Genomic DNA, 26,565 nt, shown 5'->3' on the forward strand with positions numbered 1-26,565 from the left:
GGTATCTAACACCCGCAGATCCCCCCAACCCCCCTTAAAAAGGGGGACTTTGAGGAATTTAGCCCCCCTTTTTAAGGGGGGTTGGGGGGATCTCGATTAATTCTGATACTTTTCAAACATCCTCTTAGATGATTATCTGAAAAATCACATCAAAGATCATCATCTCAATCACAATAATCAAAAAAATCATAGTTTGCGATTACTCTATTTGTAAGCTGCGTTACGTTTTCTCTCAACTGATAAATGTAGAATTTACATGAAGTAATCACCATAGATACTTCTAGGAGAGAAAACTAACGTTAATCACTCAAATTTCTAGTTATCTAGTTTAGGCTGATAATTTGTAATTTGTAAAATTCTCACCTATTTTTATGTCCTTGTGTAAATTTTAAACCTTGTTAATCTTTCTGAACAAAAGTAGTAAATTAACCGAATGTTTTTTAAGTGATCAGTAATCTCAGAAAAACTCTCAATTCCTCCTCAATTAATCCTGACAATGGGAGTTTGAAACCTTTATTGATCACTCTGATTTATTAAATCTACCAATTGTATACCAGGTTGCTTTGAGACGGGAATTTTCATGTCAAGATAATACACTTGAATAACCACAAAGTGTAGTTTATGTAAAGTTATCACCCCTAACAACAATTATAAAATTGCAAAAATAAAAGCCTAACAAGGTGTAAATCTCCCATGAAATTTGCTGTGAATTTTAATGATTTACTGAAGTTCATAACTAAGTCTTAAATTAAGACCTTGAGGAACTAATTTAATTACAGCTAATTTACTTTTTTAGAGGATGTTTTAAAAGTCCCTTATGGTGTATCAAATATTGTTTTACCCCTCCCTAACCCTCCCCTTAGAAAGGAGATGGGACTTAATTTTCTGTTATCCCCCGGAGGAGGGGGGACTAAGGGGGGTAAGTAATCATACCTGATATCACTTTATGGCTACGCTTTGCTATCAAACAACCTCTTAGTTTCATCACCACAATTCAGATAAATAGGTTAAATATCATGTCAAGGGTGAATGAAAAACCAAAATCTCCAGAAAAGGCACTTGAGCAGCCTAAAATTTGGTTGAGTATTGCCATAGCCCTACCAGTAGCTATAGCTGCCGGGTTTCTCGCTACAGCCAGAATGGAACAATTAAAAAAACTGACTTCTGCTGTATCTGTAGCACCAGTTCCTAATTCTATTAGTGCCATAGGACGCTTAGAACCAAGAGGAGAAGTAATTAAACTTGCTGCTCCGGCCGGTTTATCAGGCAGTTCACGAGTACAGCAACTTTTAGTTAGAGAAGGGCAACGGGTACAGCAAGGGCAGGTTGTAGCTATTTTAGATAGTCGGGATACTAGCATGGCAGTGGTGGAAGAAGCCAAAGCGAAACTGCAAGAATCCCGGGCAAATTTAGCCCAAGTGAGTGCCGGGCCACCAAGAGATGCTCAAGCACAAAGATTCGTTATTTCTCGATTGCAGGCACAATTAGCTGGGGAAAAAGAGTCCCAACAAGCGACAATTAGCCGAATTGCTGCCCAGTTAAGTGGCGAAAAAGTTGCCCAAGAAGCAGGAGTTATGCGACTGGAAGCAGAACTAATGGGACAAAGAAATTCTTTAAAAGCTAACGTTGCGCGGATTAGAGCCGAAAAACGGAATGCTCAAGTAGATTCGGGACGCTATGAATTTTTATACAAACAAGGTGCTATTTCTCAGCAAGAACGCGATCGCCGACGTTTAAGCGCAGCTACGACCAATCAACAATTCATTGAAGGCGAAGCTAGTTTAAAACGGGCAATAGACACAATCCGACAACAAGTTTCTGAAGCTAGAGCTAATCAAATTAAAACTTTAGCGACTTTACAGCAGCAGTTAATTGAAGCTACAGCCAACCGCAATAAAACTGTAGCTACTTTGCAAAGGCAAATAGACGAAGAGAGAGAAAGATTGAGCAGAATTTTAGTAGTTAGTCCCCTAAATGTCCAGGTAGCTCAAGCTCAAGTTACTAATGCAATTGCGATCATGAGAAAAGCCCAAGTAGAACTTCAGCAAAGCTATGTTAAAGCTCCTAGTTCGGGTGAAATATTAAAAATTCACACCAAATCAGGGGAAATGATGAGTGCAAATGGAATTGCGGAAATTGGCCAAACAGATCAGATGTTTGTAGTTGCAGAAGTTCCTGAAGATAGTATTAATAAAGTACGTTTAGGTCAAACTGCTACTATCTCTAGTGACAACGGCGCATTTAGTGGGCAATTAAAAGGCAGAATTACCTCAATTGGTAGAAAAATTGGCAAAAAAGATGTCTTAAATAATGATCCAGCCGCAGATATTGATGCCAGAGTTGTCGAAGTGAAAATTGCCCTATCTCCAGAATCTACCAAGCAAGTTTCTGGTTTAACTAATGCTAAAGTTACGGTCGAAATTAATGAGAATTAACTTCCTGTTCCTGTAAGAAAATATTGATGTTTAACTACTTAATTAGTATCCAGATGAGAAGGTTGAGAAAATGGCCTTAAAAATACCTTTATCTTGGCTACAACTGACAAGAGAAAAAACTCGCCTCGTGGTAGCTTTGTCCGGTATTGCCTTTGCTGATATTTTAATGTTCATGCAGCTAGGATTCCGGGATGCACTCTATTACAGTAACGTGAGAATGCACAGCAGTTTAGCAGGAGATGTGGTTTTAATTAACAGTCAATCTAATGCTGTTTTGTCAATGAAAACCTTTTCCCAACGCCGCTTATATAAGGCATTAGATCTACCACAAGTTCAGTCAGTACATCCTTTATATTTAGACTATACAAGCTGGAGAAATCCCGTTACAGGCCGCCCTCGCAGTATTTTGATTTTCGGCATGAATCCAGAAGTTAATCTTTTTAATTTATCTGGAGTAGATGAAAATTTAAATAAACTCAAACTTCCTGATGTGGTTTTATATGACCGTTCTTCCAGAGTAGAGTATGGTCCCATTGCTGATAGTTTTAATCAAGGAAAAGTTGTCACAGCAGAAGTGCGAAGAAGACAAGTTAAGGTAGGTGGATTATTTACATTAGGGGCATCTTTTGGCGCAGATGGAAATTTAATTACCAGTGATGTTAACTTTTTACGGATTTTTAATAACCGTCAACGGGGATTAATTGATATTGGCATCATTAAATTAAAACCAGGTACAGATTCCACCCAAGTAGCTCAACAATTGCGAAGTTATCTACCTACAGATATCAATGTTTTAACTAAGGAAGAATTTATTGAATTTGAAAGAAATTATTGGGCAGGTAGTACGGCTATTGGCTTTATTTTTACTTTAGGAACAATTATGGGTTTTATTGTGGGAACTGTAATTGTTTATCAAATTCTATATACAGAAGTTACAGATCATTTATCTGAATATGCTACTCTCAAAGCAATAGGTTACACTCAAAACTATTTATTAATGGTGATTCTTCAAGAGGCTTTTTTATTAGCTGTTGTTGGTTATCTACCTGGATTTGCTTGCGCTCTTGTTTTGTACAATGTTGCTAGAGATGCTACACTTCTACCTATATTCATGAGTTATGATCGTGCCATTATGGTCATCATGTTAACTATTTTAATGTGTTTTATTTCGGGGATGATTGCTATGCGTAAATTAAGCTCTGCTGATCCAGCAGATATTTTTTAGATTAGTCATTAGTCATTAGTCATTAGTCATTAGTCATTAGTCATTAGTCATTAGTCATTAGTCATTAGTCATTAGTCATTAGTCATTGGTCATTGGTCATTGGTCATTAGTCATTAGTCATTAGTCATTGGTCATTGGTCATTGGAAAAAACAATATTTATTCTTCCTACTTTCCCCTAAATTCCTTAATTCCTGAACCCCTTAATTATGATCAACAAAGAACCTGTAATATCTATTAAAAATATCAATCACTACTACGGTAAAGGATCTCTGAAAAAACAGATTTTATTTGACATCAATTTGGATATATATGCCGGAGAAATTGTGATTATGACTGGACCTTCTGGTTCGGGAAAAACAACGTTATTAAGTCTGATTGGTGGGTTAAGATCGGTACAAGAAGGAAGTTTAAAATTTTTAGGTGACGAACTATCTGGTACTAGTCAAAGCAAACTAGTACATATTCGGCGGAAGATTGGTTATATTTTCCAAGCTCATAATTTATTGGGTTTCTTAACTGCTAGGCAAAATGTGCAAATGGCTGTGGAATTAAATAATAATATTTCCCAATCAGCAGCTATTTCTCAATCAGAAGAGATGCTTGCATCTGTAGGTTTACAAGAACGGATTAACTACTATCCAGATAATTTATCTGGTGGACAAAAGCAAAGAATAGCGATCGCTCGCGCTCTAGTTAATCGTCCTCCCTTAGTATTAGCAGATGAACCAACAGCCGCATTAGACAAACAATCAGGACGTGATGTAGTAGAAATTATGCAGCATCTGGCTAAAGAACAGGGAACTACGATCTTATTAGTAACTCATGATAACCGAATCTTAGATATTGCTGATCGCATTGTCGAAATGGAAGATGGTCTTCTCACCCGTGATGCTCAAAATACTACTTCTAATCACAACTCCTAATTTGGGTTATCCGTCTTCTTAAATACAAGTTATGTGGAATTAAAAATTAACAATTAAAAATTAAAAAAGTAGACTAAACCAGCTTTTTATGGAATTGTTAATTGTTAGTTGATTTACGTTGTGCTGTACTACTGTTTTCTCGTCATAGGGATTTGACGGCTAGTTCTAAATGTCACATTCACCCCTTCATTTGATTGTTCTAGTACCAGCAACGGTGTAGGTTTAGCCTTTTGATCCCAATGTATATAAACAATCCGACCTTGAATAGTAGGTTGCCAAGTATCCTCTTCTTCTCTGGGACTAAGGTATGTTTCTATACAATTTATAATTTGACTAATAGTAGAAGAAGTAGCTTGAGTTGGTAACTTCATTAACCGAATTTGCGCTCGAAATAGCACCCGCTTAACAATGTTAGGTGCTATACCAGTTTCATGCTCAATATCGAAAGTTTCATCTACCTGCTTACCAGTACTACTAGCAACTCCCACAGATCCTTGGTTAGCTTGACTAGGACGCAGTGCTTCAGAGATTTTATCTTTAACTTTAATTTTAATTTGATTAACTAGAGCAAAATGGAATACTTCCTCTGACATCCGCATTCGCAGATAATCGAGGTTAAAATCCCGTGAGTGAACTAAATCTGGATTAGTTTCCATTTTGCGAATAGTTTCTAAAGCTAACTTCAGCTTTTTCTCTAATTCTCGCGTACGAAATTGTTCAAATTTCAGTTTTTTATCACCTTTTTCCACTAAAATTTTACTATAGACAATGACAGCAACCAAAACTAAAACCAGTCCACTACTAGCAAATAATAGTAATGGTTGTCCTTGGGACTCACCAATAGGTAAGGCTTTATTCGTCTTTGTGATCTTTGATCCAGAAGATTGAGCCAGAAAAATCGTATTAACCATAGTTTATAACCTGAAATTATTAACCCCTGATGTTTATAATGCCCAAATCTTACTTAGTAGCTTGCTATGGTATAAGTATTTTTTACTTATCTTGATAATGTCATATGTACAGACCTATTAGTGACTTGAATAAACATCTTATAAATATACAGCAGTTTTCTGACATAACATCTACGCATTTATATCATACTTGCCTGTTAGCAACAGATATGGATGGGACACTAACTAAGAATGGCAAATTTACGTCTCAATTACTAAATTCTTTGGAGAGTCTATCAGAAGCCAAAATTCCGGTCTTGATTGTGACTGGACGTTCCGCTGGGTGGGTAAGCGCTATCAGTAGTTTAATGCCCATTGTCGGTGCGATAGCCGAAAACGGTGGCTTATTTTATCCAGCAGGTAATTCTGAACCAGTCACACTCACGGATATTCCTGACTTAGATAATCATCGTCAAGATTTAGCTAAAACCTTTGTGAACATACAAACTTATTTTCCGCAAATCCGAGAATCCGCTGATAATTTGTTTCGCGTCACAGACTGGACATTTGACCTTAACTCACTCACGACTGATGAACTAAAGAATATAGGTGATCTTTGTAAACAGATGGGGTGGGGATTTACTTATAGCAATGTTCAGTGTCATATTAAACCTCAAGAACAAAATAAAGCTGTTGGTTTATTAAAAGTCTTGCGTCAATATTTTCCCACATACTTATCTGAACAGGTTATCACTGTTGGTGACAGTCCTAATGATGAAAGTTTATAAGACCTCGCGGTAAGCGTAAAACTCAGCGGCTTTAGCCCTGAGATATAAGCGACACGAGCGGTTTTAACCGCTTTGGTATTTTCTATATTAACCGTGATGCGGGTCTTCAATATATCTCCTCACGGATTCGCTACTAACATTCCCTGCGGTGCTTATAAAATAACTACTTGTCCAAAGAGACGGTAGTTTTTTTAATTGGGGAAATTCTTTTCTCAAGTAGAAGCTAGAACGACCTTTAAATGCCTTGATAACTAAATGTGGGGTATCTGTGGGCTTAACGCTAATAAATAAGTGGATATGGTCTGGAGCTACTTCTAAAGCTAAAATATCCCAACCTTTTTCTATAGCCAGTTCAGCAAAAATCTGTCTCGCTCTTGTTGCTATTTCTCCTACTAAAACTTTTTTCCGTCGTTTAGGTATCCAAACAAAATGGTAATTAACCAGGAATTTAACGTGGTTGTGGGTTTTATAGTCTTCTTGCGTTAACATATTCTCTTGTTGTTTTCTTGATAGCTATTGACAATACTAGCTTAATCAATTATTCTTGAGAAGTCAACTTCTCATCAATCGTAACTTGGTGGCAAAAAATAAAAAAGCAATGGGAGTACAACAGGTTTTGTTGTCTCCCGATAATGAAACAAAGGCAGTATTAGAATATCTCTGTCAGCAGTCAGGGAAGCTGTATAACAGTGGTGTTTATTTCGCTAGACAAACATTTTTTAAAACTGGAAAGTTGTTAACGGGTAAGTTCGACTTGATTTACGAGCCTTCAGTGTCTAAAACTATGGTTGCTCAATCGATGCCATCTATCCCCGCACAACAAACTTTATTATCTGTAACAGAAGCCTTCAAATCTTTTAAAGAATTACGTTCTTTGTTTATCAAAGGACAATTACACTTTAAGCCTAAAGTACCCGGCTATCTAACAGGTTCTAAACTTTTCAAGGTTGCTTATCCTCATAGTGGAGGACAGAAACCAACTCTAGTTAATGGACAACTTAGATTTTCGTTGGGACTAACGGTTAAAAGATGGTTTGGAATTTCTGAATTTTTTCTACCGCTGCCGTCAAATTTAGATATAGCTCATGTTAAGGAGTTTACTATCCTACCTAAAAACGGTGCTTTTTATCTAGAGATGTCTTACGAAGTTGAGAAACAACAGCATGATTTAGACATTAATCAAGCTCTATCTATTGACTTGGGAACGGCTGATAATTTAGCGGCTTGTGTTGATACATTGGGTAATTCCCTATTGATTGATGCCCGGTCAATGAAAGCCATGAATCAGCTTTGGAACAAGAAAATATCAACAAAAAAAGAGGGGAAATCAGAAGCTTATTGGGATGCTTGGTTAGACCGTGTAACCCGTAAACGTAACCATCAAATGCGTGATGGTATTAATAAAGCAGCGAAACTAATTATTGACCATTGCTTAAAATATGGTATTGGTACATTAGTTATCGGCTGGAACGAGGGGTTTAAATCCAACGCTAATATGGGGAGAATTAACAATCAAAAGTTTGTCCAAATGCCATTGGGTAAACTTAAAGATAGATTAAGACAACTCTGTGAATTGCACGGTATTAGATTTCAAGAAACTGAAGAAGCATATACGTCAAAAGCTAGTTTTCTAGATGGAGACTCCCTACCTAAGTATGGCGAAAAGCCAGAAGGGTGGAAAGCATCAGGAAAGCGTGTTAAGCGTGGATTGTATGAGTCGGGCGATGGTTCATTCGTAAATGCAGATTTGAACGGAGCAGCTAATATTTTAAGAAAAGTATCGGGAAGGTTGAGTCTATCACTTGATCAACTCAGTAGACGATCTTTGGCAATCGTAGCGAGAATTAAATTAAATTAATTCTGTCCGCAGAATCTCAGCGGCTTTAGCCCTGAGAGTGTCAATTAACCAGCGTTATTTTCCTATTTCCGTAGGTGTAGCAAATATCCGAGAATACCAGAATCAGTTACAACATCAACCTACTTATGTGACTACAGCAGCAGAAGGAGATGGTTTTTGTGAGTTGTGTAGTTATATTTTGCAAAACTAATAGAGCAGGAGTCAGTAGGGGCGTATAGTAGGGGCGTATAGTAGGGGCGTATAGCAATACGCCCCTACAGAAGTCAGGAGAAGAAAGAAGAAAATTTTTCCCTGTTCCCTGTTCCCTGCTGTAATGTGACTCGGATAACTTTTTTTCTGATCTTCTATCACCTAAAATTAATGTCATCGTTTCCTAATGGTTATACAGTCTAGCTGGAGGATGAGGCTAAGGATGACTGTACAGCTTCAAAACCATGACTTAGGATGTTTATATATAAGATTAGTATATTCAATATCAGGAATCCATAAGCTAAGACTATACCATTTTTATATTTTCTTTGTTATTTTGTATTCAACTGAACAGTTATTCCACACAAAGCCAGTTTAAATAAAAATTAGTTCAACTACTTTACCGTTTCTCAACTTCCGTGCAAATTCCCAAGATAATTTTTTGTGCAAGTTGCTACATTGGCAAAGTTTTATCTATATCATCCACATAGGATTTATAATCATGCTGAAAACCGATACTCAACCGATGATTCTCTCTAGTTTTGTTAATCCCATTGAAGAAAACCTTACAGTTCAAACTAAGTTTGATTTATTGCAAAAATTACGTCAATGGTGCGACGAAATCGAAATTAATGATCCTCGGTTTGCTAGATTGATTGCTAAAATGATTCCGGCTCAATGTCCCTTTGAGCGTGATATCATCGTTTTTGGTCGGAAAATTGCCCATATTCCTCCTATGTGCAAACTAAATCCACTGTATGATCAATTCGTAGGCTTACGTTTTCGCGCATTATGTTATTTAGTAGATAAGTGTGGAGAAGACATTCAATCTTACTGTTAATATACAAATCAATTAAATGGAAATTAAAGTCGAGCATCAACCAAATCTGGCATATCTCAACGAGTTAGATGTATTCAACTGGCCAATATGGGAAAAAGAAATATCTACATTTCCCTGGACTTACGATGATCAAGAAACTTGCTACTTTTTAGCAGGTAATGTTATTGTCACTCCCAATGGAGGACAAGCGGTAAAAATGGGTAAAGGAGATTTAGTAACTTTTCCCGCTGGGATGTCGTGTACATGGGAAATTACCAGGGACGTAAAAAAACATTATTGCTTTGATTAATAATTCTGCAATCCCAATAACTAAGATTAAAATATGCAATCTTCATGTTATTTGTGGATTTACTATACACTTATTGATCCTAAAATATCATTCACAACTAAATTAATTTCGGGGAATGCTTGAATTGATAATTTCTCCCCGCGACTGAATGTTTGAATGTCGCTATAACCATTTTCGCTAGGGTAGCGATAAACAATAATTACTTGTTCATAAATATCAACTAACCAAACTTCAGAAATACCGCTAGTAGCATAGAGAGGAATTTTTACATCTCTATCATATTCCAGACTACTATCTGCAACTTCAATTAATAGGAATATGTCTTGGGGTTGGGGATGTCCAGATTCATAGAAATCTGCGCGATGTTTCAGTAATGCTATGTCTGGTTCAGGTTCAGATAAGTTATTTAAGATAATCGGATTTTGTACGGCAATTATGACTTTATTACCCAGTAATTGCGAAAAAACTGAATTTAAACGATTTACACAAGCTGTGTGTCTTCTACCAATTGGTGACATTTCTATAATTTCTCCATTAATCAGTTCTACTTTATCATTTTCTGAGAAAATACCGGCTTCGCTCATTTGATGGTATTGAGAAACATTGAGACGAAAAGTTTTAAGGCGTGGTTGTGCTAATTGTAAGGTCATAATTAACTTCCTGTATTTACCTTTATTTCTACTATAGCAATCAGATCCCCGACTTCTCAACTTAATTGATTATTTACTGACAAGATAGAAAAAGAAGTCGGGGATCTAGGGTTACAAATAATCAAAAAACACTTCAGGAACTAATCTTAATTCACCAGATTTGAAGCGAGAAATATCTATCCACAATGCACGATGTTGACGTTCTGGTGTTTCCGCAAAAGTTAAACTTTCGATTTGATAAAATTTAGGATCTGCAAAATCACATTCATATAGTTGAATAATTTCATGTCCTTGTCTACCGTCAAAGGTAAAGAGGTTTTCAATACAACTTAGATAGCGAATATTGGTTAATTCGGCTTGAATTTCTTCTTGAAATTCTCTCACTAAAGCTATAGGGCTAGTTTCACCAAATTCCACACCACCACCTAAAGCCCGATAGAATATTGATTCTTTTGCAGGATCATTACCTTCAGAAACAAATATTCTATTACCATCTCGAATGAGTGCTAAGACTATTACCCGAATTTGACCTTCTTTATTCATTATCGTAAATTGAAGTGGGACGACTTTCACTATCTTCTATAGACCAATCTGAATTTTCACCACCAATATATAGTTCTTCAATAGTGACATATTCTTCAGTTAATTGAGTTAGGGCGTTAATAAGAATATCTAAGGCGATCGCATCACTTGTGCCTAAATCAAACCAACAACGCCCCCATTCTCCTTCATATTCAAACTCACCCATATTGTGCATTAAAGCCATGAAGCTTTTATCATAACCTTTTGCATCATAATCCATATAGCTGATATCAAGTCCTGTATCTTGGATTTGCAGATTTTCCGCATTAAATCCCCCCAATTTACCGAGATAAAACCAGGAATTAAAGACTTCTTCTACATATTGTTTTTCCCGTTGGGAAGGAACATTGCTGAACTTCAACCAAATCCAAACATCAAAAGGATTAAACTCGCGAAATTGTATTTGCATTTTTGTAATGGGTAATGGGTAATGGGTAATGGGTAATGGGTAATGGGTAATTGGTAATGGGTAATTGGTAATTGACAACTGACTACTGACTACTGACTACTGACTACTGACTACTGACTTTTAACAGCTTGATTGCGTTCAGATTCGATTTGTTTAACTAAATTAGCAGGAAGTTGGGATTTTTTGGCTAATGCTTTGTCAAAATTAGTTATTGCTTCCTTAATTAAATTCTGGCTTTTTTCCGCTTTCCCCTTTTCATGAAGAATTTGGGCTTTAAGATAATAAATTTCCGGGTTATCGGCAGTTGTTTTTAAAGCGCGGTTGACATAATCTAAAGCCTGGGAGTATTGTTTTAAATCTCGATATGCTAAAGCAATACCTCGATCTACTAAATAACTAGGTGCTGCGTTTTTTTGTAACTTTTCAATAGCATCATCTGGACTAGTAAAAGGTAAATTCACAGCTAACATTAAATCCATATAGCCACGAATTAAGTTTAACTCTGGATCATTGGCAGAAATCTCCTCGGCTCTGTCAAGATATGTATAAACTCTTCGCAATCGAGTCAAAGCCTGTGCTGCACCATTTACAGTCCCTTCTCGACTCAAAATTGTCGCCCCTTCCAAAAAATGACCAACAGCAGTGTATAAATTACCACGTAATGGGTCACTAGCAACGAGATTTTGTCCAGTTTCCAAAGTTTTTGTACTGTATTTTGCTAAACTAGCCAAATCTTGATTTTGATATGCTAAAGAGGCCTGGATAGCATAAATTAAAGGTTCATTGGCTTCGCTAGAGACGGCTTTTTGCAAAGCATCTTTGGCTGCTGGGTAATTTCCTTGTTGAAAAATAGCATTAAAAACGGCTTCGGTCTGATTTCCAATTTTATGAGGTTCTCGAGAGCGAAATGGATCACCCGCAAAAGAGGGATTTACCAAAATATTTAAAAGGATTGAAGTAGTCACAGTCACTTTTAAAAATGCGGGCGATCGCCAGAATATCATAAATTGAGGCCTTAAAAACTGTTTAATCATGGCAACTCTCAGAATAATTACGGTTGAAATTGTTGTATTTGTTACCTAAAATGCCAAAATAGTGAATTATAAGTTACGTCTATTTCCATCTGCCAGCAAAATTTTTCATAGAATCTCGCGGTAAGTGGGAAACTCAGTCACAAAGCGGGCGTAAGAGGAAAACGACATATAGCAAGATCCAGAAGAGTGCAATTTTAACCGCCTAAAAATATTTGGCAAAAACATCATAGTCTCGCTATAATTTTAAACAAAGTAAGCACAATGCTTTAAGCGGAGTGTCTAGTGGTTGTTTGGCTCAACCTTTACGAGTGAAAATCTCTTAAGAATCTCAGTGTCTAAAGACGGTGAGAGTGTCAAAACTTGGTAATCTTAATAAATGCTATATCTTAAAAATCTAACTTATCATCCCACAGCTTGCCCAAAAGCAATTCTCCAAGCTATAAATTTAGAATTACCACCCCAGAAACTAGGTTTAATTATTGGTCCTAGTGGTTCGGGTAAAAGTACCTTATTAGAAATTTTATCTGGATTAGCAGATCCTACCGCTGGTGGGGTTTTTTGGAGAGAGCAGGGACTCATTGCTGAACAACTACAACAATTAGCAGGAATAGTCTTTCAATTTCCTGAACGACACTTTTGCGGGGGGACAATTTTAGAAGAATTGCGCTTAGGACATCCCGAATTAGGAACAGAACAAGTTAAACAAGCCTTAACAGAAGTTGGATTAGATCATTTATCCTTATCTGCATCACCCCACGCTTTAAGCGGGGGACAACAGCGACGTTTAGCTTTAGCGGTACAATTAATTCGTCAGCCCAATGTATTATTATTAGATGAACCTACAGCGGGTTTGGATTGGTCAATGCGCCGCCAACTGGTGAATTTACTAGCCAAACTGAAAAAAGATTGGACATTGTTAGTTGTAACACATGATGCTGGTGATATGTTACCAATAGCTGATTATTGTTGGACATTAGATCATGGTGTTTTAACATCAGGAGTCAGGAGTCAGGAGTCAGGAGTCAGGATTTAACAAGAAAATTAACCAATTACCAATTACCAATAAGAATACAAAAAATTTATTAAATACTCATGGATTTAGAATCTTCACCAATAAATAGTTTGCCAGAAATGGCAGAAATATGGCAAAAAACTTTAAATTGGCAACCAACAAATTCTCAAGAAGATAAATTTCAACAACTTTATCAATTAATCATTGCCGGAAATCGCCAACTTAACTTAACTCGCATTACTGAACCTGAAGAATTTTGGGAAAAACATCTTTGGGATTCTTTGCGGGGAATTGCACCAAAACAACATTTTATCCCCGGTATTGAAAAGAGTAAGCAGATAATTGATATTGGTACGGGTGCGGGTTTTCCAGGTATTCCAATTTCTCTACTTTTTCCTAATTCTCAAGTAACGCTTTTAGATTCTACAGGCAAGAAAATTACTTTTATTGAAGAAATTTTATCTATACTTGCTATTAGTAATGCTAAAACTTTACTAGGGAGAGCGGAAGAAATTGGTCAAGAATATGAACACAGGCAACATTATGATGTTGCCGTAATTCGAGCAGTAAGTAATGTTTCTGTGTGTGCTGAATATACTCTACCTTTAGTTAAAAAAGGTGGTTTGGCGGTAATTTATCGCGGTACTTGGACACAAGAGGAAAATGAGAGTTTAGAAAATGCTGTCATGCAATTGGGTGGAGTAATAGAACTAATTGAAGAATTTTCCACACCTTTGAGTAATAGTATTCGTCATTGTCTTTATTTGCGAAAAGTAACCAACACACCAATTAGTTTTCCCCGTGCTGTTGGTATACCAGTGCAAAAGCCTTTGTAATACTGTTTCCTGTTAAAAGTCATTTCCTGTAATTTTAGAAAATTATTTATCCCCATTAAATAATAGTATTCGTCATTATCTTTATTTGGTATACTTACTCAAAAACCAATTTAACTGTAATAAAATACAATTCAGTATTTTTCTTCCCTCTCCGTCCTCTGCGTCTGGAGCGGTTAGTTAAAAAAGATGTTAAGCAACGGATTTCTCGATTTTAGATTAAATTGGTGATTAGATATCTAAAGCGTGAGAGCCTCAACGCTGATAGCGACAATAAACCTAAAATCCCAGAATCCAAGTGTTAAATTTGTCTCAAAATGGGTGTTCTGTATGGGTTGCTTCTTCAACAGAAGGACTGCTGACACCAACTGCTGTTGCTCTTGGCAAATTTGATGGTGTTCATCTTGGTCATCAAAGAGTAATTCAGCCAGTATTGCAGTCAGCATGGAGTGGAGAAAATTTAGACCACACAGACGGCAAAAATCCCCGCCCATACTCAACCGTTGTTACTTTTGATCCCCATCCCCATGAGTTTTTTACGGGACAACCCCGTGATTTGTTAACACCACTGGATGAAAAAGTTGCCCAATTGCGATCGCTTGGAGTAGAACAATTAGTATTATTACCTTTTGATAGAGAATTATCTGCCCTTTCCCCGGAAGAATTTGTAGACAAAATCCTGGTTCAACAACTGCAATGTCAACAAATTAGCGTTGGCCAAGATTTTTGTTTTGGCAAAAAACGTATGGGTACTGCCCAAGATTTGCAAATACTCGCGGCTAAATATAATATACCTGTTACCATAGTTCCTATAAAAACTGATACAGATAGCTTCCTCACAACAGATGATACTCGTATCAGTACCTCATTAATCCGGGAAAGTTTGGAAGCAGGAGATATTCAAAAAGCAAATCGTCTTTTAGGAAGACCTTACAGCCTCACAGGTGTAGTAGTAGCAGGTCAAAAATTAGGTAGAACTATCGGTTTTCCTACTGCCAATATGCAACTACCAAAAGACAAATTTTTACCTCGTCATGGTGTCTATGCAGTCAAAGTGATCATTTCAGACAACTCTCCTATTCAGCAATTTGGGGTCATGAATATCGGTAATCGTCCCACTGTTAACGGTATAGATACCCGTGTAGAAGTACATTTGTTAGATTGGTCTAGTGATTTATATAGAAAAAATTTGGTAGTACAGCTAGTAAAATTTTTGCGTCCCGAACAGAAATTTCCTTCCTTAGAAGCTTTGAAAAACCAAATTCAACTAGATTCCACAGCAGCTCAAGAAATTTTTAATTCTTAATGCTGGATTGGGAATATTAAGTGGGAATACTGTAGGAAAGGCTAAAGTATTAAATAAGTTTTTAGTAGGGGTTTAGCAATGCTCATGGGTGTCAACTTAAGTAGGGGCGTATTGCAATACGCCCCTACTTATCCCTTGGTTTCCACACCCATCAGGGAATTAATTCCCTGTCTAATAGCTCACGTTAAGTTGACACCAATGAGCATTGCTAAATCCTTAGTTCTAGATTCTCTAATCCTTTTTTATACTTCATCACTTCTTCTACATTTCCCCCCAGGTATTGCATGAGAGAAAAAATTGCCGCTTTAACACAAAATTTGGCTCGTACCATCGTTGGGAAACATGAAGCCATTCGGTTAGTGATAGTAGCCTTACTTGGTGGTGGTCATGCTTTATTAGAAGATGTCCCCGGTGTTGGTAAAACCCTCCTAGCCAAATCTTTAGCTCGTTCTGTAGATGGTAAATTTCAACGCTTACAATGTACCCCTGACTTACTCCCTACAGATATCACTGGTACAAATATTTGGAATCCTAAAAGCGGCGAATTTAGCTTTATGGCTGGTCCCATATTTGCTAACGTGCTATTAGCTGACGAAATTAACCGCGCTACACCCCGTACCCAGTCAGCTTTGCTAGAAGTGATGGAAGAACACCAGGTAACAGTTGATGGTGTTTCTCGTCCAGTTCCGCAGCCGTTCTTTGTGATTGCTACCCAAAACCCCATTGAGTACCAAGGAACGTTTCCCCTCCCAGAAGCACAAATGGACAGATTTATGCTGTCTTTAAGTTTGGGCTATCCTTCGGAATCGGAAGAATTGCAAATGCTGCAAAATCTGCAAGCAGGTTTAAAAGTTGCTGATTTACAACCTTGTATTACGTTAGAAGAAGTCCAGGGATTACGTCAAGCTTGTTCTCAAGTCAAGATAGAAGCGTCTTTGCAACAATATATTTTGGAATTGGTGCGGACTACTAGAAACGATGAAGAAATCACTCTTGGTGTGAGTCCTCGTGGTAGTGTCTCTTTACAAAAAGCTGCCCAAGCCTTGGCTTTTATCTTAGGTAGAGAATACGTTCTTCCTGATGATATCAAGTTTCTTGCACCGCACGTTCTTTGTCATCGTCTCATTCCTAGAGGGGGAAGAAATGCCAAAACTATAGTTGAACGCTTATTGCGATCTGTGCCTATTCCTTAATATGAAATATTACGGGAGGTAGAACCTCCCAAAAGGTATTTCTAGTTTGAAATTATCTATGAACGATGGTTATAGTAAAATTTACTGTAGAATATAAAAAAATAACGTTGTAATTATGCAGAAAATCATTATTAAAAACTTCGGTGCAATTAAATATGCAGAAATTGAAATCAAGAAAACATTAGTCTTGATTGGTGAACAAGCTAGTGGTAAAAGCACTATTGCCAAACTAATTTATTTTTTTAAAACAATAAAAGATGATTTATTTAGTCAAATATACCGAGATAAAAATCATAGTAATCTTGAACCTTATTCTGATATAGTTTATCCCACAAGACAAAAATTTCAAAATTTCTTTGGCTCTACATCTCGATTTTCTGATTTTGAAATCATATTTTATTATAGTATCGAGAAAGATAAATTTCTCAAATTAACTATTGATGAGAATAAAACACTGAGGACTAATTTTAGTCCGAATCTTTTAAATAATGATAATTTTAAAACTTCTGCAAGTAGTATTAAACGACGTATACAGCAACGTTTAAATGAAAATAATATTCGTGGACAATTACAATTATTTGATGAAGAAGAGAAAATTAGATATGCTCAACAACTTTATACATTATTAAATGAATCATTTGAAAGTAATCAGACAAATTCATTATTTATAATTGCGGGAAGAAATGCAACATTAAGTTATTCTGATTTGTTTGAAAAATATTTATTTGCAAGTATTTCAGAGGACGATAGAAATGAAATTTCTGAAAGAAACAAACGTAAAATACAAACAATAGATGAAACATTAATGTTACAATTCATGAAAAATGTTGTTAATACAAAAGACACATTTAAAAAATTTGGAAACTTTGAAGGACTAATTGACGACAACGCAGAAAATAAAGCAAAATTATATCTAATCAAAAATAGAATCAATGAAATACTAAAAGGTGAATATATTATTGATTTTGATGGAAGTGAAAAAATCATGTTGAATACTGAAGCAGAAGAGTATGTTTATCTTGCTAATGCTTCATCAGGACAGCAAGAGTCCATAAGGATTTTACAAGATATTTTCCTTAATATCCTTGATAATGCAAAAGTATTAAGAATATTAGAAGAACCAGAAGCACATTTATTCCCTATTGCTCAAAAGCAACTGATTGAGTTATTATCTTTAATGGTAAATCAAAATGATGATAATCAACTCATTATTACTACCCATAGTCCTTATGTACTTACAGTTTTCAATAATCTCTTATTTGCAAACAGAGTAGTAGAAAAAAATCCCTCAGCAGAATCTGAAGTAACAGAAATAATTCCTCAAGATTGTTGGTTAAGTGCTAAGGATTTTTCAGCTTATTCATTAGGTAATCAATCTGTTGCTGAGAATACAAATTATTGCGAACCCATTTTTAATACCGAAAAAGGTACTATTAAACAAAATTATTTGGATACTGTTTCCGAAATTTTGGGTGGTGATTTTCAGGCTTTGTACAGTATTCACGCTAAAACTTTTGCAAGAAGATGAGCAAATTTGACGATATCAAAGAACATTTATCAAATGCTTTCCCTAAATTCTCTGATGTTCTACAAATTGAATTGAGATCAGAATTTTCAGTAACAGATGATGGAGGACAATCTTTTATTATTCTTAGTATTCAATTTGAGAATAATACATTTACTATTATGATGAATGGTGTTGACACTGTTAAAAACGGATTTGATAGTACGAAACTATTTAATGTCAGCAATTCTGTAATGGTTGGCTTTATTCCTATTGACGGAAAAAAGGGACTTTTAGGATTTGGTGTTTCTCATTGTGATTTCGTATTTTTTGATGAGAATGATTTTTGTTTTGTAGAGTTTAAATTAAATGCAAGTAGCAGAGAAGAAAGGGCTATATCTAAAAATAGAGAAAAAGCTATTGAGCAATTAATTAACACTATTAGTTTGTTTGATTTTAAATTAAATAGAAACTATGCAGAGTTAAATTTAGAAGCTTATGTTTGTACTCCTGAGTTTTATCCAAGATTCAATGCAAGTTGGCAAGAATTGGCAGAAAATTTTCTAGAAGAAAATTGTATTCCACTTTTTGAAAGTAATGATAAAACCTGTAAGTGAATAAATCTCTTTAGCTACTATTTTTTTGTAGCGTGTAGGGTTTAGATTCCTTTTGTTGAGTTTTTCCGCAAGCCCTCCTTACCTTTGTCTATTAGCTAACAGAAATACCCACGATATTTTGTTATAAATAATTTTACTAAGTCGTATTATCAACGCGTAAAGATTCCCAAGGTGTTATCTACCAAAAACACTATCTTGAGGAAATATATGCGCTATCAAATCTATGGCAAAAAACGTAAATTTTCTATAATACCTGCTATTAGATTTGTCAGCGTTACGTTTTTTTTTGGAACTTTAATCTTTTGTGGTTTCTCTACAGGTTCATTCATGATCTCGTATGTTACATCCAGCTTAAACATTATTCAGCCTACATCAATGACTGGTATTAAAGACCAGGAAAAGTGTGAGGAAAAAAATATAGTTTGGCGTGATCATAAATGTTGGGATTATGAACATAACCCCTGATTTTAAATGATTTTAATTGACGCTTTTCCGTGGTGGAGAAGTTACCGCTGCTGGTTTGGCAATTTCTTGCTTGTAAAAACGAACTACCTTCTGCACATAGTCAGCAGTAAAGCCTTGATCGCAGCCCGTATAATTACCAGTCATCCACCAACAAGCGACACCACGGACAGCACTATTTTCATTATTTTTCGTGGCTACAAATTGCTTATTTAACTCTCGGTTCATAATGCAGGAAATAACTTGACGGGCTACTTGAGGATCATTTTCAAACTGAGTTGGTGTTAATTCTTTCTTCAGACAAGTTTTTGTCCAACCTTTGAGAGTTTCTGGTTTAACTTGCCATTCACTATAATATCCATCGTTGCGCTTTTTTGTTTGCGGTGCAGCTAGTCGCAAAGCTTCCACCATTGCGGCAACTTGGGTATCAGAAACAGGCTGTTTTGCTTGTGCCAAGGATGGTAAAATTCCTAAGCTGATAATAATGCCGCTAAATATGAATGCTATAGGGTTTTTCTTCATGATTTTAAAATTATTGGAAATTATTTAAAAAACTTATTTTAGCATACTATATATAACTAATATTTAATTTAAAAAATATACCGGAAGGTGGGCAATGCCCACCCTACATTGCGAAATTATCTTATATTTAAGAACAAACTAAATCTTCGATAGCTCTGGCTTGAGTTGGTAATGCGTCCGTTAAAACCTCACTCCCTGATTCCGTCACCAATATATCATCTTCAATGCGAATTCCCCGCACATCTGCAAATTGTGCTAACCGTTCCCAATTAACTAGATATTGATATTGATTACGAGTTTTGGGATCATTTAAAATTGCTGGAACTTGATAAAATCCCGGTTCAATTGTTACTAACATTCCCGCACGTAAAGGACGATTTAACCGCAAATAACTTAAACCAAAGCGACTACTTCTATTTCTTCCCTCATCATACCCAGCTATATCTCCCAAATCTTCCATATCATGAACATCTAAACCTAAAAGATGTCCAATTCCGTGGGGAAAAAATAAAGCATGAAGATCCATTTTTACCAAATCTTCTGGTTTACCTTGCAAAATTCCTAAATCTACCAAACCTTGGGCAATAATAGTTGCTGCTAACAGATGAATTTCTGCATATTCCACACCAGGAGCTATATTTTGAATACAAGCATCATGGGCAGCTAAAACAATATCATAAATATCTCTTTGAGTAGATGAAAACTTACCAGAAACAGGCCATGTACGAGTAATATCAGCAGCCCAACCTGTTTGGGTTTCTGCACCCACATCAGCTAAAAGTAAATCCCCTGGTTGCAGAGAGTGGTAATAATGATTATTGTGTAAAACTTCGCCATGTACTGTAACAATACTGGTATAAGCAGTAGTCATATTCTGACCCATAATTACTGCTTCCATTGCAGCGCAGACTTCAGATTCTAGTTTAGCTGAAGGTGTTGCAGCCATTCCTCTCTGATGTGCTGTCACACTCACAGCCGTCGCTTTACGTAATTCTATCAATGCTGCTGCGTCGTGAGTAAGACGGAGAGAAACAATGGCTTTTGCTAGTTCTAAATCAATACCTTCTAGGGGATTTTTCGGTGAAATCGATCTATTTAAAAGTTTTGTTTGCTGTGTCCAAGTATTTGCATCTTGTACTGGCAAACTTGCCACATTTTCTAAGTAACTTGCTAATTCTGCCATTGGTTTGGCTGCATCTGCGCCTATTTTAGTGGCGATTTCCGCACGGTTCGGGGTTTCTCCATGCCAGAGGGCGCTACTGGGGTGAGGGTCATCTATAAAGAGTTGTAGCTTGCCACTTTCTAGGCGAATGGCAGCGTTTTCCAAGGGAATGCCCGCGAAATAAAGGAAATGGCTATTGGCACGGTAGGGGAAGGTATTGGCAGGGAAGTTGCGGGGACTGCTACCACCAGACCAAAGAACAGCGGGAAAATTAATGATTTTGGCTAGTTTTTGGCGACGGTTGAGGAGGATTTCTGGGAGGGTTGTGTGCATAGCAGGGCGGAAGTCAAACTGTTTGTAAATTATGTCATTATTTCAAAAGCATGAACTTCTAAAACAGAACCAATCATTGCTGCGGTCATGAGATCTTCGCGGACTTTTCCGGTAATTTTGGCTTTTTGTCCTGATTTTAGTAAGTTTTTATCGGTGCTTTTCGGTATTTCATAAGTAACACCATCTTCTGTGACAAATGCCCAAGCTCCAAGGCCAATATTTCGACGTTCGATAGTACCGGTAACTGTAATATTCATGATAATTAAGTTTTGTAAATTTATTTGCAGTTAAAAATAACCCAGGTAGATCATATTCAAAAATATCATAAAAAAAATAGTTGAAAAAATCAAGCTCTGAAATGGACTTTTTTCGTCGTCTTATTGAGAATTTTCAGCAAATTATTGAGAATTTAGGGTACTAGAACTTTTTTACTAAAATTATATCGAAAAATCTTATTGCTTCTGGCATCTTATATTTAGAAAAATTATCTGTATTTATCTGCGTTTAATTCTGGGAAAATTGTAGAGATAATTCATCAATTACCCCCACACAATAGGTTTTTACTCCTTCTTCAACGCTAAACGGGCAAGTCCGTAACACAGTACAGCATTGCTAAACAGGAAAATTCGCGCTAGGTTACTATTTCCTAAACCCCAAACAGCAGGATCATAAATACCACTAACTGTGAGGAATGCTGTCATTCCTAAAGTTGCACCAATAGCAAACCATTTGCCGGTGGGATGTCCTAAAAATAAGGCTATTAACGCTAGAGGAATTAAGACACTGGCAAAAAGAGGATTTAGTGCGTCTGTTCCTTGTAAAGTGTTGCCTAATTCGGGAATAGAACTACCTAAAACCCGGAACGGCCATTGGGGAAGATCATAGATATAAAATCCTTTGAGGAAAAATAAGCCCGAACTACCGAAAATTAAGCCGCCAGATAATGACCAACTCCAAGCGAAGGGGAAGTAAACCCGTAAAAACCAAGCTAGGAGATATGAACCTACTACCATGAAGATTTTAGGCACTAATGCGATCGCACCGCCATCTATCCAAAAGCCAGGATTCAGATAGCCCTGTTCTCGCAACCACCGGAAAAAGTCGGGAACACTAATTATGCCGTCGCTGGCTAATTTAGCTGCGGCTGCGGCGTTGAGTTGTCCAGCCCCATAATAGTTCAAACCATCATCTTGAATAACTCTGGCTGACTGTTGGAGAACCTGTAAAATTTCTTCGGGTTCTTTGATTCCCAAGGCTTTGATTAATGCCGCTACACCCGCAACGTGGGGAGAAGCCATACTTGTGCCTTGCAGTCCCAGAAATACGCCTTCACCTTGTTCATTGATGGTTTCTTGGAGAATTGTCCCAGTTTCACTACCACCAGGAGCAGAAATATCTACACCTGCACCATAGTTAGAATAGGATGCTCTTTCACCGTCAGGACCAAAGGCAGAAACGCCGATAACATGAGCATAACGAGCCGGATAACTTACACCATTAGTATTTTCATTTCCTGCGGCAGCGATGATAGTTACACCTTTTTTATAGGCATAATTAACGGCATCTTCCATGAGTTGGCTTTCTCCACCACCACCTAAGCTCATGTTGATGATATCTGCGCCATTATCAGCCGCAAATTTGATGGCTTCGGCTATATCGGCTACTGTTCCTGCACCGTCGGCATTTAAGACCTTTAAGGGCATGAGAGTAGCTTCATAAGCGACTCCGGCGACACCATAGGCGTTATTGGTGGCTTGGGCGACTGTACCGGCGACATGAGTTCCATGGCCATTGTCGTCTTTGGCTGCTTCTGTGTCGTTAACAAAATCGTAGCCTTTGACAAATTTGGTTTCATATAAATCACGGACTTTGGTAATACCAGTATCAATCACCGCAACGGTAATTCCACTACCTTTACTGCGTGTCCATGCCGCTTCTATGCCGATTTTATGTAAGTTCCACTGCTTGCTGTAATACTGGTCGTTGGGACCGATTAAGGAAGCAGTTGGTTCTTCGTTTTGAGGTGCTAATAGTTCTCCTAACCAAGTAACTTCCCCTTGGGGTACGGTTTTATAAATGTAATTAGGTTCTATAAATTCGGTAACTTTGGCAAAGGGAGATTTTCTTAACTCTTTCAGCCTTTGGCGATCGCCTTTGATAACATAGACATGATCTACCGCTGAATATTTATTATCCAGTTGGGGTGTAACATGATATTGCCCAGCGATCGCTTGTAAATCTTTCTCAATCACACTTTCGGCAATATCTTCCCGAAAATCTAGCAAAATTGTCTCAAACTCACCTTTTGTTGCTAGTCCCTGAAAATTCAGAAATCCAAATACAGCAGCAGTCAGTCCAATCACAAACAAGCACAATAATATAAGTTTTTTCATCTTGTTTTCCGCGAGATACCCCATCCTCAGCGAAGCAGGGTGGGGAGGGATAGTGCGTTTAATTTAATGGCTCGATGCCGTTAGATTAAACATTCTCCGAGTTGACAACACGATTAAACCCGTGTTTCGCTTAATCAATCGGACTTTTTTAGCTGTACATTGTCCTAATCGTTTCCAGTTGGAATCACTAACTGAAACTTGTTTTTCCGTGTCTCCACTAACCCAACCAAAAAATGTTTTTTGGCCTTGGGTAGCTTCCACAAAATCGCCTTTTCTAAATCCATGCCTCGTAGTAGTTCCACCATATTTACGTCTATTCCCACATGAAGAGAAAACCATTAAATGTAGTTGCCTACGACTAATTGGAGGACGACGCAAAATAGTAAATTGCGACCCAGTAATAGTGACGTTACCTATCCAAGACGCACCATGAGTTTTTGTTCCTTCCCATATTTTGTATTCAACAAACTGTGAACAAGCTAAAGTAACTGCATCAACCGCATGAGTTTCTGGAATTTGTAGAGACTTATCGGATTTTTCTTTGTATAAACCCAAGTATTTACGAAGATTCGATGTTTCCCATCCTTTCCTTAATTCTACTTTTGCTAGTTCAGATAATCGATCAATTTGATATCTTTGACCTACCATTACTGGACTAAAACTCTTGTTTCCTCTTGCCTCAACCTCTTCAATGACAATTGTTTTTACTGGGTAGATTTCACACAATAAAATTATTACTCTATATTCTAGGTCTTTGTTAGCTCGAATGCTTGGAGGAAGTTTAGAACCCCGACGATTATCAAATCTAACTTGACGATGGCTACGTTTACTGAATGATAATTTCCGATTAATTCGTCTACCACGTCTTCCACGTCTCATGATAGCTCTTTGCTCCATTCTGTCTTTGACTGTTTTAAATGGAAGAACTAGGTGCAACATTTGTAGTGTGTATTTTTCTGATTGAACTGCTATACCAGAAAACATTTTTCCTTTCTTCTAATCCAATGACGATTTCTTGAGCTTTTGTGTTAGATGGTTCAGCTATTAACTGGACATAAAAAATACCTAACTTATTAAATTTACCAATTGCAATACCAGTTTTAATCCAACGTCTAGCGCGACTAGGTTTTGTTGGCATTAATGGAACATTATCTACTGAAATTACGGGTACTCGCATAAAGAGAGGTAGAGTCGAGGGCGGGTATTATCCCGCGCCCCTCTCTGTTAAATCTGGGCGTGCAGCTTTCACTGCACCCAGCTTCCGATGTTCTTAGCTTTCGTTTTTGCTCATGTGAATATAATCGTGGCAGCTTTCATGAATTGCTAGAAGGTTGTTTGGTTTCCAATTGTTATGATTGGCATCAACATGATGTAAGTGTACCTTCTCATCATTGAGCATTTTAAGACCACAATGACCACATTTATGGCTTTGCCGTTTGAGGGCTTTAGAGGTATTGTTGTTATAGAGCTTGCTGTTACGTTCGCTCCAATAACTTAAATCTCCGTCATAAGGTGATTTCTCACCTTTGACATTGATGTGTTTGTTTTCGGAGTAAGGGACTGCTGGAAACGCCTTATCTAGTAATTGCTTACTGGTATAGCGATTCTGTTTAGTTTCCTTGTTGAATACCCTAAATGCTCTGTTTTGGATGTGAAATAACGAGTTTCTTGACCCGTCCATCTTGCAGAAGCGGTGGTAATTCCTCCAGCCTCTAACTACAGGGGCTAATTTCTCAGCCTTTGTGGTAGCACCATAATTCGAGTTGTTGACGATGTATTTTACTTTCTTGCGAAAAGATTTAAAATTGTCCACTGATGGAGCGCATCTAAACTTCCCGTTTTTCTGGACTAAAAAGTTCCAGCCGAGGAAATCAAACCCATCTGTCGCGGCGGTTAGCTTTGTCTTTTTCTCGCTGACTTTCATTCCCCGCTCTGCTAAAAACTGACTGATTTTGTCAAGTATTTCTGTGGCATCGTCTTGAGGTCTGAGTATTATCACCATGTCATCCGCGTATCGGATTGTTGGTTCTATTACTTTACTTCCGGCATCTTTATATCTGTGGATGCTTTCAATGCCGTTTAAAGCGATGTTAGCTAGTAGTGGACTTACCACTCCGCCTTGAGGCGTTCCCTGTTCAGGAAATTCTGGGTTGACTCCGGCTTTGAGACATCGGAAAATACCTTGTCTTATGCTCTTGGGAGCTATGAGTCTATCCATGATGGCGGTGTGGTTTATCCTATCAAAGCATTTTTCGATATCGAGTTCTATAACCCTTTTATCTATTCCATTTCGCGCAGAGCATAGGTTTATGAACAGGATTTTCTGTGCGTCATGCGCTGAACGTCCCGTCCTAAACCCGTAGCTCCTAGCATGGAAGGTTGCCTCGTGCGCTGGTTCTAATGCGTATTTGACAAGGCATTGGTAAGCTCTGTCTGCAATAGTAGGGATTTTCAGCATCCTCATCGTACCGTCCTTTTTGGGGATGGGTATTTCTCTTAGTTCCTGGTGTTTCCAGTTGCTAACGGATGCTTTTAGCAGTTCATTAAGCTCAAAGCGTTCCTTAAAGGTAAGGGACTTTTTGCCATCAATTCCTGCGGTCTTTTTACCAGCGTTTAGCTGTGTTACTTGACGGATAGCCATTAATCTCGCTGCGGTTGATTTCAGAATCAGCTTTTGTAGGGACTTAGCTTTGCGCTTGTCTCCAACTTGAACCGCTTTGTACACTCGTTTTTGTAGGCGGAATAAGTTACGGCGGAATTTCTTCCAGGGTAAGGTCTTCCAAGATTCACTAGAGTTGTCTCTGTGTCCAATCATGCTCTGCTCCAGTTTGTGTATTCTGAACACCTCAGACCAATTACGGTCTGTCCTACCCGGATTGAGGGAATTCCGCTGCTCGTCCAGCCTACTTGTAGGGTTCGACCGCCCTTAGACCCTCAATCCGTTTTTATTCGTTCCCTCGGTTGATTATTAGTTCCGTTAGGTGTAGCCATTTCAACCACTGGAATCCCTGGACTCGTACCGCTATGGGACTAAGATGCGGCGGGAATTAACTCCAATGAGGTCGGGTTTTTTGTATTGTGTCCCGCCTCTCGATAAGTTGCTTTTCCAGGCTC

General features: G+C 37.5%; 24 protein-coding genes and 2 pseudogenes. 14 read left to right on the top strand and 12 right to left on the bottom strand.

Annotated elements, in window-relative coordinates:
- Nucleotides 1-1,016 precede the first annotated feature (1,016 nt).
- The 3 genes from EZY12_03320 to EZY12_03330 all read left to right on the top strand — a co-directional run bounded on the left by EZY12_03320 (nt 1,017) and on the right by EZY12_03330 (nt 4,584).
- The gene (locus tag EZY12_03320) at nt 1,017-2,435 is read left to right on the top strand and encodes an HlyD family efflux transporter periplasmic adaptor subunit (protein ID QSX68740.1); all 1,419 of its coding nucleotides are present in this window, start codon (nt 1,017-1,019) and stop codon (nt 2,433-2,435) included.
- 70 nt (nt 2,436-2,505) lie between these two features.
- On the top strand, nt 2,506-3,660 hold the full coding sequence (locus EZY12_03325; GenBank protein ID QSX68741.1) for an FtsX-like permease family protein: 1,155 nt from the start codon (nt 2,506-2,508) through the stop codon (nt 3,658-3,660).
- A gap of 207 nt (nt 3,661-3,867) precedes the next feature.
- The gene (locus EZY12_03330; protein QSX68742.1) at nt 3,868-4,584 is read left to right on the top strand and encodes a DevA family ABC transporter ATP-binding protein; all 717 of its coding nucleotides are present in this window, start codon (nt 3,868-3,870) and stop codon (nt 4,582-4,584) included.
- 128 nt (nt 4,585-4,712) lie between these two features.
- On the opposite strand, the gene EZY12_03335 is transcribed toward EZY12_03330, so the two are convergent.
- On the bottom strand, nt 4,713-5,495 hold the full coding sequence (locus tag EZY12_03335) for a hypothetical protein (protein QSX68743.1): 783 nt from the start codon (nt 5,493-5,495) through the stop codon (nt 4,713-4,715).
- Between the two features lie 104 nt (nt 5,496-5,599).
- On the opposite strand from EZY12_03335, the gene EZY12_03340 reads away from it, so the two are divergent.
- Nucleotides 5,600-6,262: an HAD family phosphatase gene (locus tag EZY12_03340; protein ID QSX68744.1), complete on the top strand. Its 663-nt coding sequence runs from the start codon at nt 5,600-5,602 to the stop codon at nt 6,260-6,262.
- Between the two features lie 87 nt (nt 6,263-6,349).
- On the opposite strand, the gene tnpA is transcribed toward EZY12_03340, so the two are convergent.
- A complete protein-coding gene (gene tnpA / locus EZY12_03345; protein QSX68745.1) occupies nt 6,350-6,751 on the bottom strand; it encodes an IS200/IS605 family transposase in 402 nt (133 codons plus the stop codon).
- Nucleotides 6,752-6,860: 109 nt separating this feature from the next.
- Between tnpA and EZY12_03350 the strand changes: the two genes are divergently transcribed.
- The 4 genes and pseudogenes from EZY12_03350 (at nt 6,861) to EZY12_03365 (ending at nt 9,439) form a co-directional block, all read left to right on the top strand.
- Complete coding sequence (locus tag EZY12_03350) at nt 6,861-8,120, top strand: transposase (GenBank protein QSX70493.1); 1,260 nt, start codon at nt 6,861-6,863, stop codon at nt 8,118-8,120.
- 46 nt (nt 8,121-8,166) lie between these two features.
- A pseudogene (locus EZY12_03355) lies at nt 8,167-8,310 on the top strand (HAD family hydrolase).
- A gap of 501 nt (nt 8,311-8,811) precedes the next feature.
- Nucleotides 8,812-9,150 carry a Mo-dependent nitrogenase C-terminal domain-containing protein gene (locus EZY12_03360; protein ID QSX68746.1) on the top strand — a complete coding sequence of 113 codons (339 nt, stop codon included), beginning with the start codon at nt 8,812-8,814 and terminating at the stop codon, nt 9,148-9,150.
- Nucleotides 9,151-9,166: 16 nt separating this feature from the next.
- The gene (locus tag EZY12_03365) at nt 9,167-9,439 is read left to right on the top strand and encodes a cupin domain-containing protein (protein QSX68747.1); all 273 of its coding nucleotides are present in this window, start codon (nt 9,167-9,169) and stop codon (nt 9,437-9,439) included.
- A 62-nt stretch (nt 9,440-9,501) separates the two neighbouring features.
- Here EZY12_03365 and EZY12_03370 read toward each other — a convergent pair whose 3' ends face one another.
- The 4 genes from EZY12_03370 to EZY12_03385 form a co-directional block, all read right to left on the bottom strand.
- Nucleotides 9,502-10,089: a Uma2 family endonuclease gene (locus EZY12_03370; protein QSX68748.1), complete on the bottom strand. Its 588-nt coding sequence runs from the start codon at nt 10,087-10,089 to the stop codon at nt 9,502-9,504.
- A 111-nt stretch (nt 10,090-10,200) separates the two neighbouring features.
- The gene (locus EZY12_03375) at nt 10,201-10,632 is read right to left on the bottom strand and encodes an NUDIX domain-containing protein (GenBank protein QSX68749.1); all 432 of its coding nucleotides are present in this window, start codon (nt 10,630-10,632) and stop codon (nt 10,201-10,203) included.
- Complete coding sequence (locus EZY12_03380; protein ID QSX70494.1) at nt 10,625-11,080, bottom strand: DUF3531 family protein; 456 nt, start codon at nt 11,078-11,080, stop codon at nt 10,625-10,627. Before EZY12_03380 ends, EZY12_03375 begins: the two co-directional genes overlap by 8 nt.
- Nucleotides 11,081-11,190: 110 nt before the next feature.
- The gene (locus tag EZY12_03385; GenBank protein ID QSX68750.1) at nt 11,191-12,114 is read right to left on the bottom strand and encodes a tetratricopeptide repeat protein; all 924 of its coding nucleotides are present in this window, start codon (nt 12,112-12,114) and stop codon (nt 11,191-11,193) included.
- A 376-nt stretch (nt 12,115-12,490) separates the two neighbouring features.
- Here EZY12_03385 and EZY12_03390 point away from each other — a divergent pair, with 376 nt between their 5' ends.
- The 6 genes from EZY12_03390 (at nt 12,491) to EZY12_03415 (ending at nt 18,579) form a co-directional block, all read left to right on the top strand.
- Nucleotides 12,491-13,147 (top strand): energy-coupling factor ABC transporter ATP-binding protein, encoded by a 657-nt coding sequence (locus EZY12_03390; GenBank protein ID QSX68751.1) that lies wholly within the window; start codon nt 12,491-12,493, stop codon nt 13,145-13,147.
- A gap of 59 nt (nt 13,148-13,206) precedes the next feature.
- Entirely contained in the window at nt 13,207-13,962 is a 756-nt protein-coding gene (gene rsmG / locus EZY12_03395; GenBank protein ID QSX68752.1) for a 16S rRNA (guanine(527)-N(7))-methyltransferase RsmG, read from the top strand.
- A gap of 295 nt (nt 13,963-14,257) precedes the next feature.
- The gene (locus EZY12_03400) at nt 14,258-15,265 is read left to right on the top strand and encodes a bifunctional riboflavin kinase/FAD synthetase (GenBank protein ID QSX68753.1); all 1,008 of its coding nucleotides are present in this window, start codon (nt 14,258-14,260) and stop codon (nt 15,263-15,265) included.
- A gap of 284 nt (nt 15,266-15,549) precedes the next feature.
- A complete protein-coding gene (locus EZY12_03405) occupies nt 15,550-16,458 on the top strand; it encodes a MoxR family ATPase (protein QSX68754.1) in 909 nt (302 codons plus the stop codon).
- Nucleotides 16,459-16,573: 115 nt separating this feature from the next.
- Nucleotides 16,574-17,986 carry an ATP-binding protein gene (locus EZY12_03410; GenBank protein QSX68755.1) on the top strand — a complete coding sequence of 471 codons (1,413 nt, stop codon included), beginning with the start codon at nt 16,574-16,576 and terminating at the stop codon, nt 17,984-17,986.
- The gene (locus tag EZY12_03415; protein QSX68756.1) at nt 17,983-18,579 is read left to right on the top strand and encodes a hypothetical protein; all 597 of its coding nucleotides are present in this window, start codon (nt 17,983-17,985) and stop codon (nt 18,577-18,579) included. The genes EZY12_03410 and EZY12_03415 overlap by 4 nt, the downstream gene beginning before the upstream one ends.
- A 477-nt stretch (nt 18,580-19,056) precedes the next feature.
- Here EZY12_03415 and EZY12_03420 read toward each other — a convergent pair whose 3' ends face one another.
- The 6 genes and pseudogenes from EZY12_03420 to EZY12_03445 form a co-directional block, all read right to left on the bottom strand.
- Nucleotides 19,057-19,563, bottom strand: a complete 507-nt coding sequence (locus EZY12_03420) for a hypothetical protein (GenBank protein ID QSX68757.1) — start codon at nt 19,561-19,563, stop codon at nt 19,057-19,059.
- A 127-nt stretch (nt 19,564-19,690) separates the two neighbouring features.
- Nucleotides 19,691-21,058, bottom strand: a complete 1,368-nt coding sequence (locus tag EZY12_03425; GenBank protein QSX68758.1) for an aminopeptidase P family protein — start codon at nt 21,056-21,058, stop codon at nt 19,691-19,693.
- A gap of 29 nt (nt 21,059-21,087) precedes the next feature.
- On the bottom strand, nt 21,088-21,315 hold the full coding sequence (locus tag EZY12_03430) for a hypothetical protein (GenBank protein QSX68759.1): 228 nt from the start codon (nt 21,313-21,315) through the stop codon (nt 21,088-21,090).
- Nucleotides 21,316-21,618: 303 nt separating this feature from the next.
- Nucleotides 21,619-23,451 (bottom strand): peptidase S8, encoded by a 1,833-nt coding sequence (locus tag EZY12_03435; protein QSX68760.1) that lies wholly within the window; start codon nt 23,449-23,451, stop codon nt 21,619-21,621.
- Between the two features lie 63 nt (nt 23,452-23,514).
- Nucleotides 23,515-24,628 (bottom strand): annotated as a pseudogene (locus EZY12_03440) (RRXRR domain-containing protein).
- Between the two features lie 93 nt (nt 24,629-24,721).
- Complete coding sequence (locus EZY12_03445) at nt 24,722-26,266, bottom strand: reverse transcriptase N-terminal domain-containing protein (GenBank protein QSX68761.1); 1,545 nt, start codon at nt 26,264-26,266, stop codon at nt 24,722-24,724.
- Nucleotides 26,267-26,565: the final 299 nt, after the last annotated feature.

The organism is Dolichospermum sp. DET69, assembly GCA_017355425.1.
Classification (GTDB): Bacteria; Cyanobacteriota; Cyanobacteriia; order Cyanobacteriales; family Nostocaceae; genus Dolichospermum.

What these genes read in the sequence shown, in the direction of transcription:
- EZY12_03430 (QSX68759.1), bottom strand. Translation starts at nt 21,315, where the DNA reads ATGAATATTACAGTTACCGGTACTATCGAACGTCGAAATATTGGCCTT.
- EZY12_03320 (QSX68740.1), top strand. Translation starts at nt 1,017, where the DNA reads ATGTCAAGGGTGAATGAAAAACCAAAATCTCCAGAAAAGGCACTTGAG.
- EZY12_03325 (QSX68741.1), top strand. Translation starts at nt 2,506, where the DNA reads ATGGCCTTAAAAATACCTTTATCTTGGCTACAACTGACAAGAGAAAAA.
- EZY12_03360 (QSX68746.1), top strand. Translation starts at nt 8,812, where the DNA reads ATGCTGAAAACCGATACTCAACCGATGATTCTCTCTAGTTTTGTTAAT.
- EZY12_03340 (QSX68744.1), top strand. Translation starts at nt 5,600, where the DNA reads ATGTACAGACCTATTAGTGACTTGAATAAACATCTTATAAATATACAG.
- EZY12_03375 (QSX68749.1), bottom strand. Translation starts at nt 10,632, where the DNA reads ATGAATAAAGAAGGTCAAATTCGGGTAATAGTCTTAGCACTCATTCGA.
- EZY12_03425 (QSX68758.1), bottom strand. Translation starts at nt 21,058, where the DNA reads ATGCACACAACCCTCCCAGAAATCCTCCTCAACCGTCGCCAAAAACTA.
- EZY12_03435 (QSX68760.1), bottom strand. Translation starts at nt 23,451, where the DNA reads ATGAAAAAACTTATATTATTGTGCTTGTTTGTGATTGGACTGACTGCT.
- EZY12_03330 (QSX68742.1), top strand. Translation starts at nt 3,868, where the DNA reads ATGATCAACAAAGAACCTGTAATATCTATTAAAAATATCAATCACTAC.
- EZY12_03380 (QSX70494.1), bottom strand. Translation starts at nt 11,080, where the DNA reads ATGCAAATACAATTTCGCGAGTTTAATCCTTTTGATGTTTGGATTTGG.
- EZY12_03390 (QSX68751.1), top strand. Translation starts at nt 12,491, where the DNA reads ATGCTATATCTTAAAAATCTAACTTATCATCCCACAGCTTGCCCAAAA.
- EZY12_03405 (QSX68754.1), top strand. Translation starts at nt 15,550, where the DNA reads ATGAGAGAAAAAATTGCCGCTTTAACACAAAATTTGGCTCGTACCATC.
- EZY12_03335 (QSX68743.1), bottom strand. Translation starts at nt 5,495, where the DNA reads ATGGTTAATACGATTTTTCTGGCTCAATCTTCTGGATCAAAGATCACA.
- EZY12_03410 (QSX68755.1), top strand. Translation starts at nt 16,574, where the DNA reads ATGCAGAAAATCATTATTAAAAACTTCGGTGCAATTAAATATGCAGAA.
- EZY12_03420 (QSX68757.1), bottom strand. Translation starts at nt 19,563, where the DNA reads ATGAAGAAAAACCCTATAGCATTCATATTTAGCGGCATTATTATCAGC.
- rsmG (QSX68752.1), top strand. Translation starts at nt 13,207, where the DNA reads ATGGATTTAGAATCTTCACCAATAAATAGTTTGCCAGAAATGGCAGAA.
- tnpA (QSX68745.1), bottom strand. Translation starts at nt 6,751, where the DNA reads ATGTTAACGCAAGAAGACTATAAAACCCACAACCACGTTAAATTCCTG.
- EZY12_03385 (QSX68750.1), bottom strand. Translation starts at nt 12,114, where the DNA reads ATGATTAAACAGTTTTTAAGGCCTCAATTTATGATATTCTGGCGATCG.
- EZY12_03445 (QSX68761.1), bottom strand. Translation starts at nt 26,266, where the DNA reads ATGATTGGACACAGAGACAACTCTAGTGAATCTTGGAAGACCTTACCC.
- EZY12_03415 (QSX68756.1), top strand. Translation starts at nt 17,983, where the DNA reads ATGAGCAAATTTGACGATATCAAAGAACATTTATCAAATGCTTTCCCT.
- EZY12_03365 (QSX68747.1), top strand. Translation starts at nt 9,167, where the DNA reads ATGGAAATTAAAGTCGAGCATCAACCAAATCTGGCATATCTCAACGAG.
- EZY12_03350 (QSX70493.1), top strand. Translation starts at nt 6,861, where the DNA reads ATGGGAGTACAACAGGTTTTGTTGTCTCCCGATAATGAAACAAAGGCA.
- EZY12_03370 (QSX68748.1), bottom strand. Translation starts at nt 10,089, where the DNA reads ATGACCTTACAATTAGCACAACCACGCCTTAAAACTTTTCGTCTCAAT.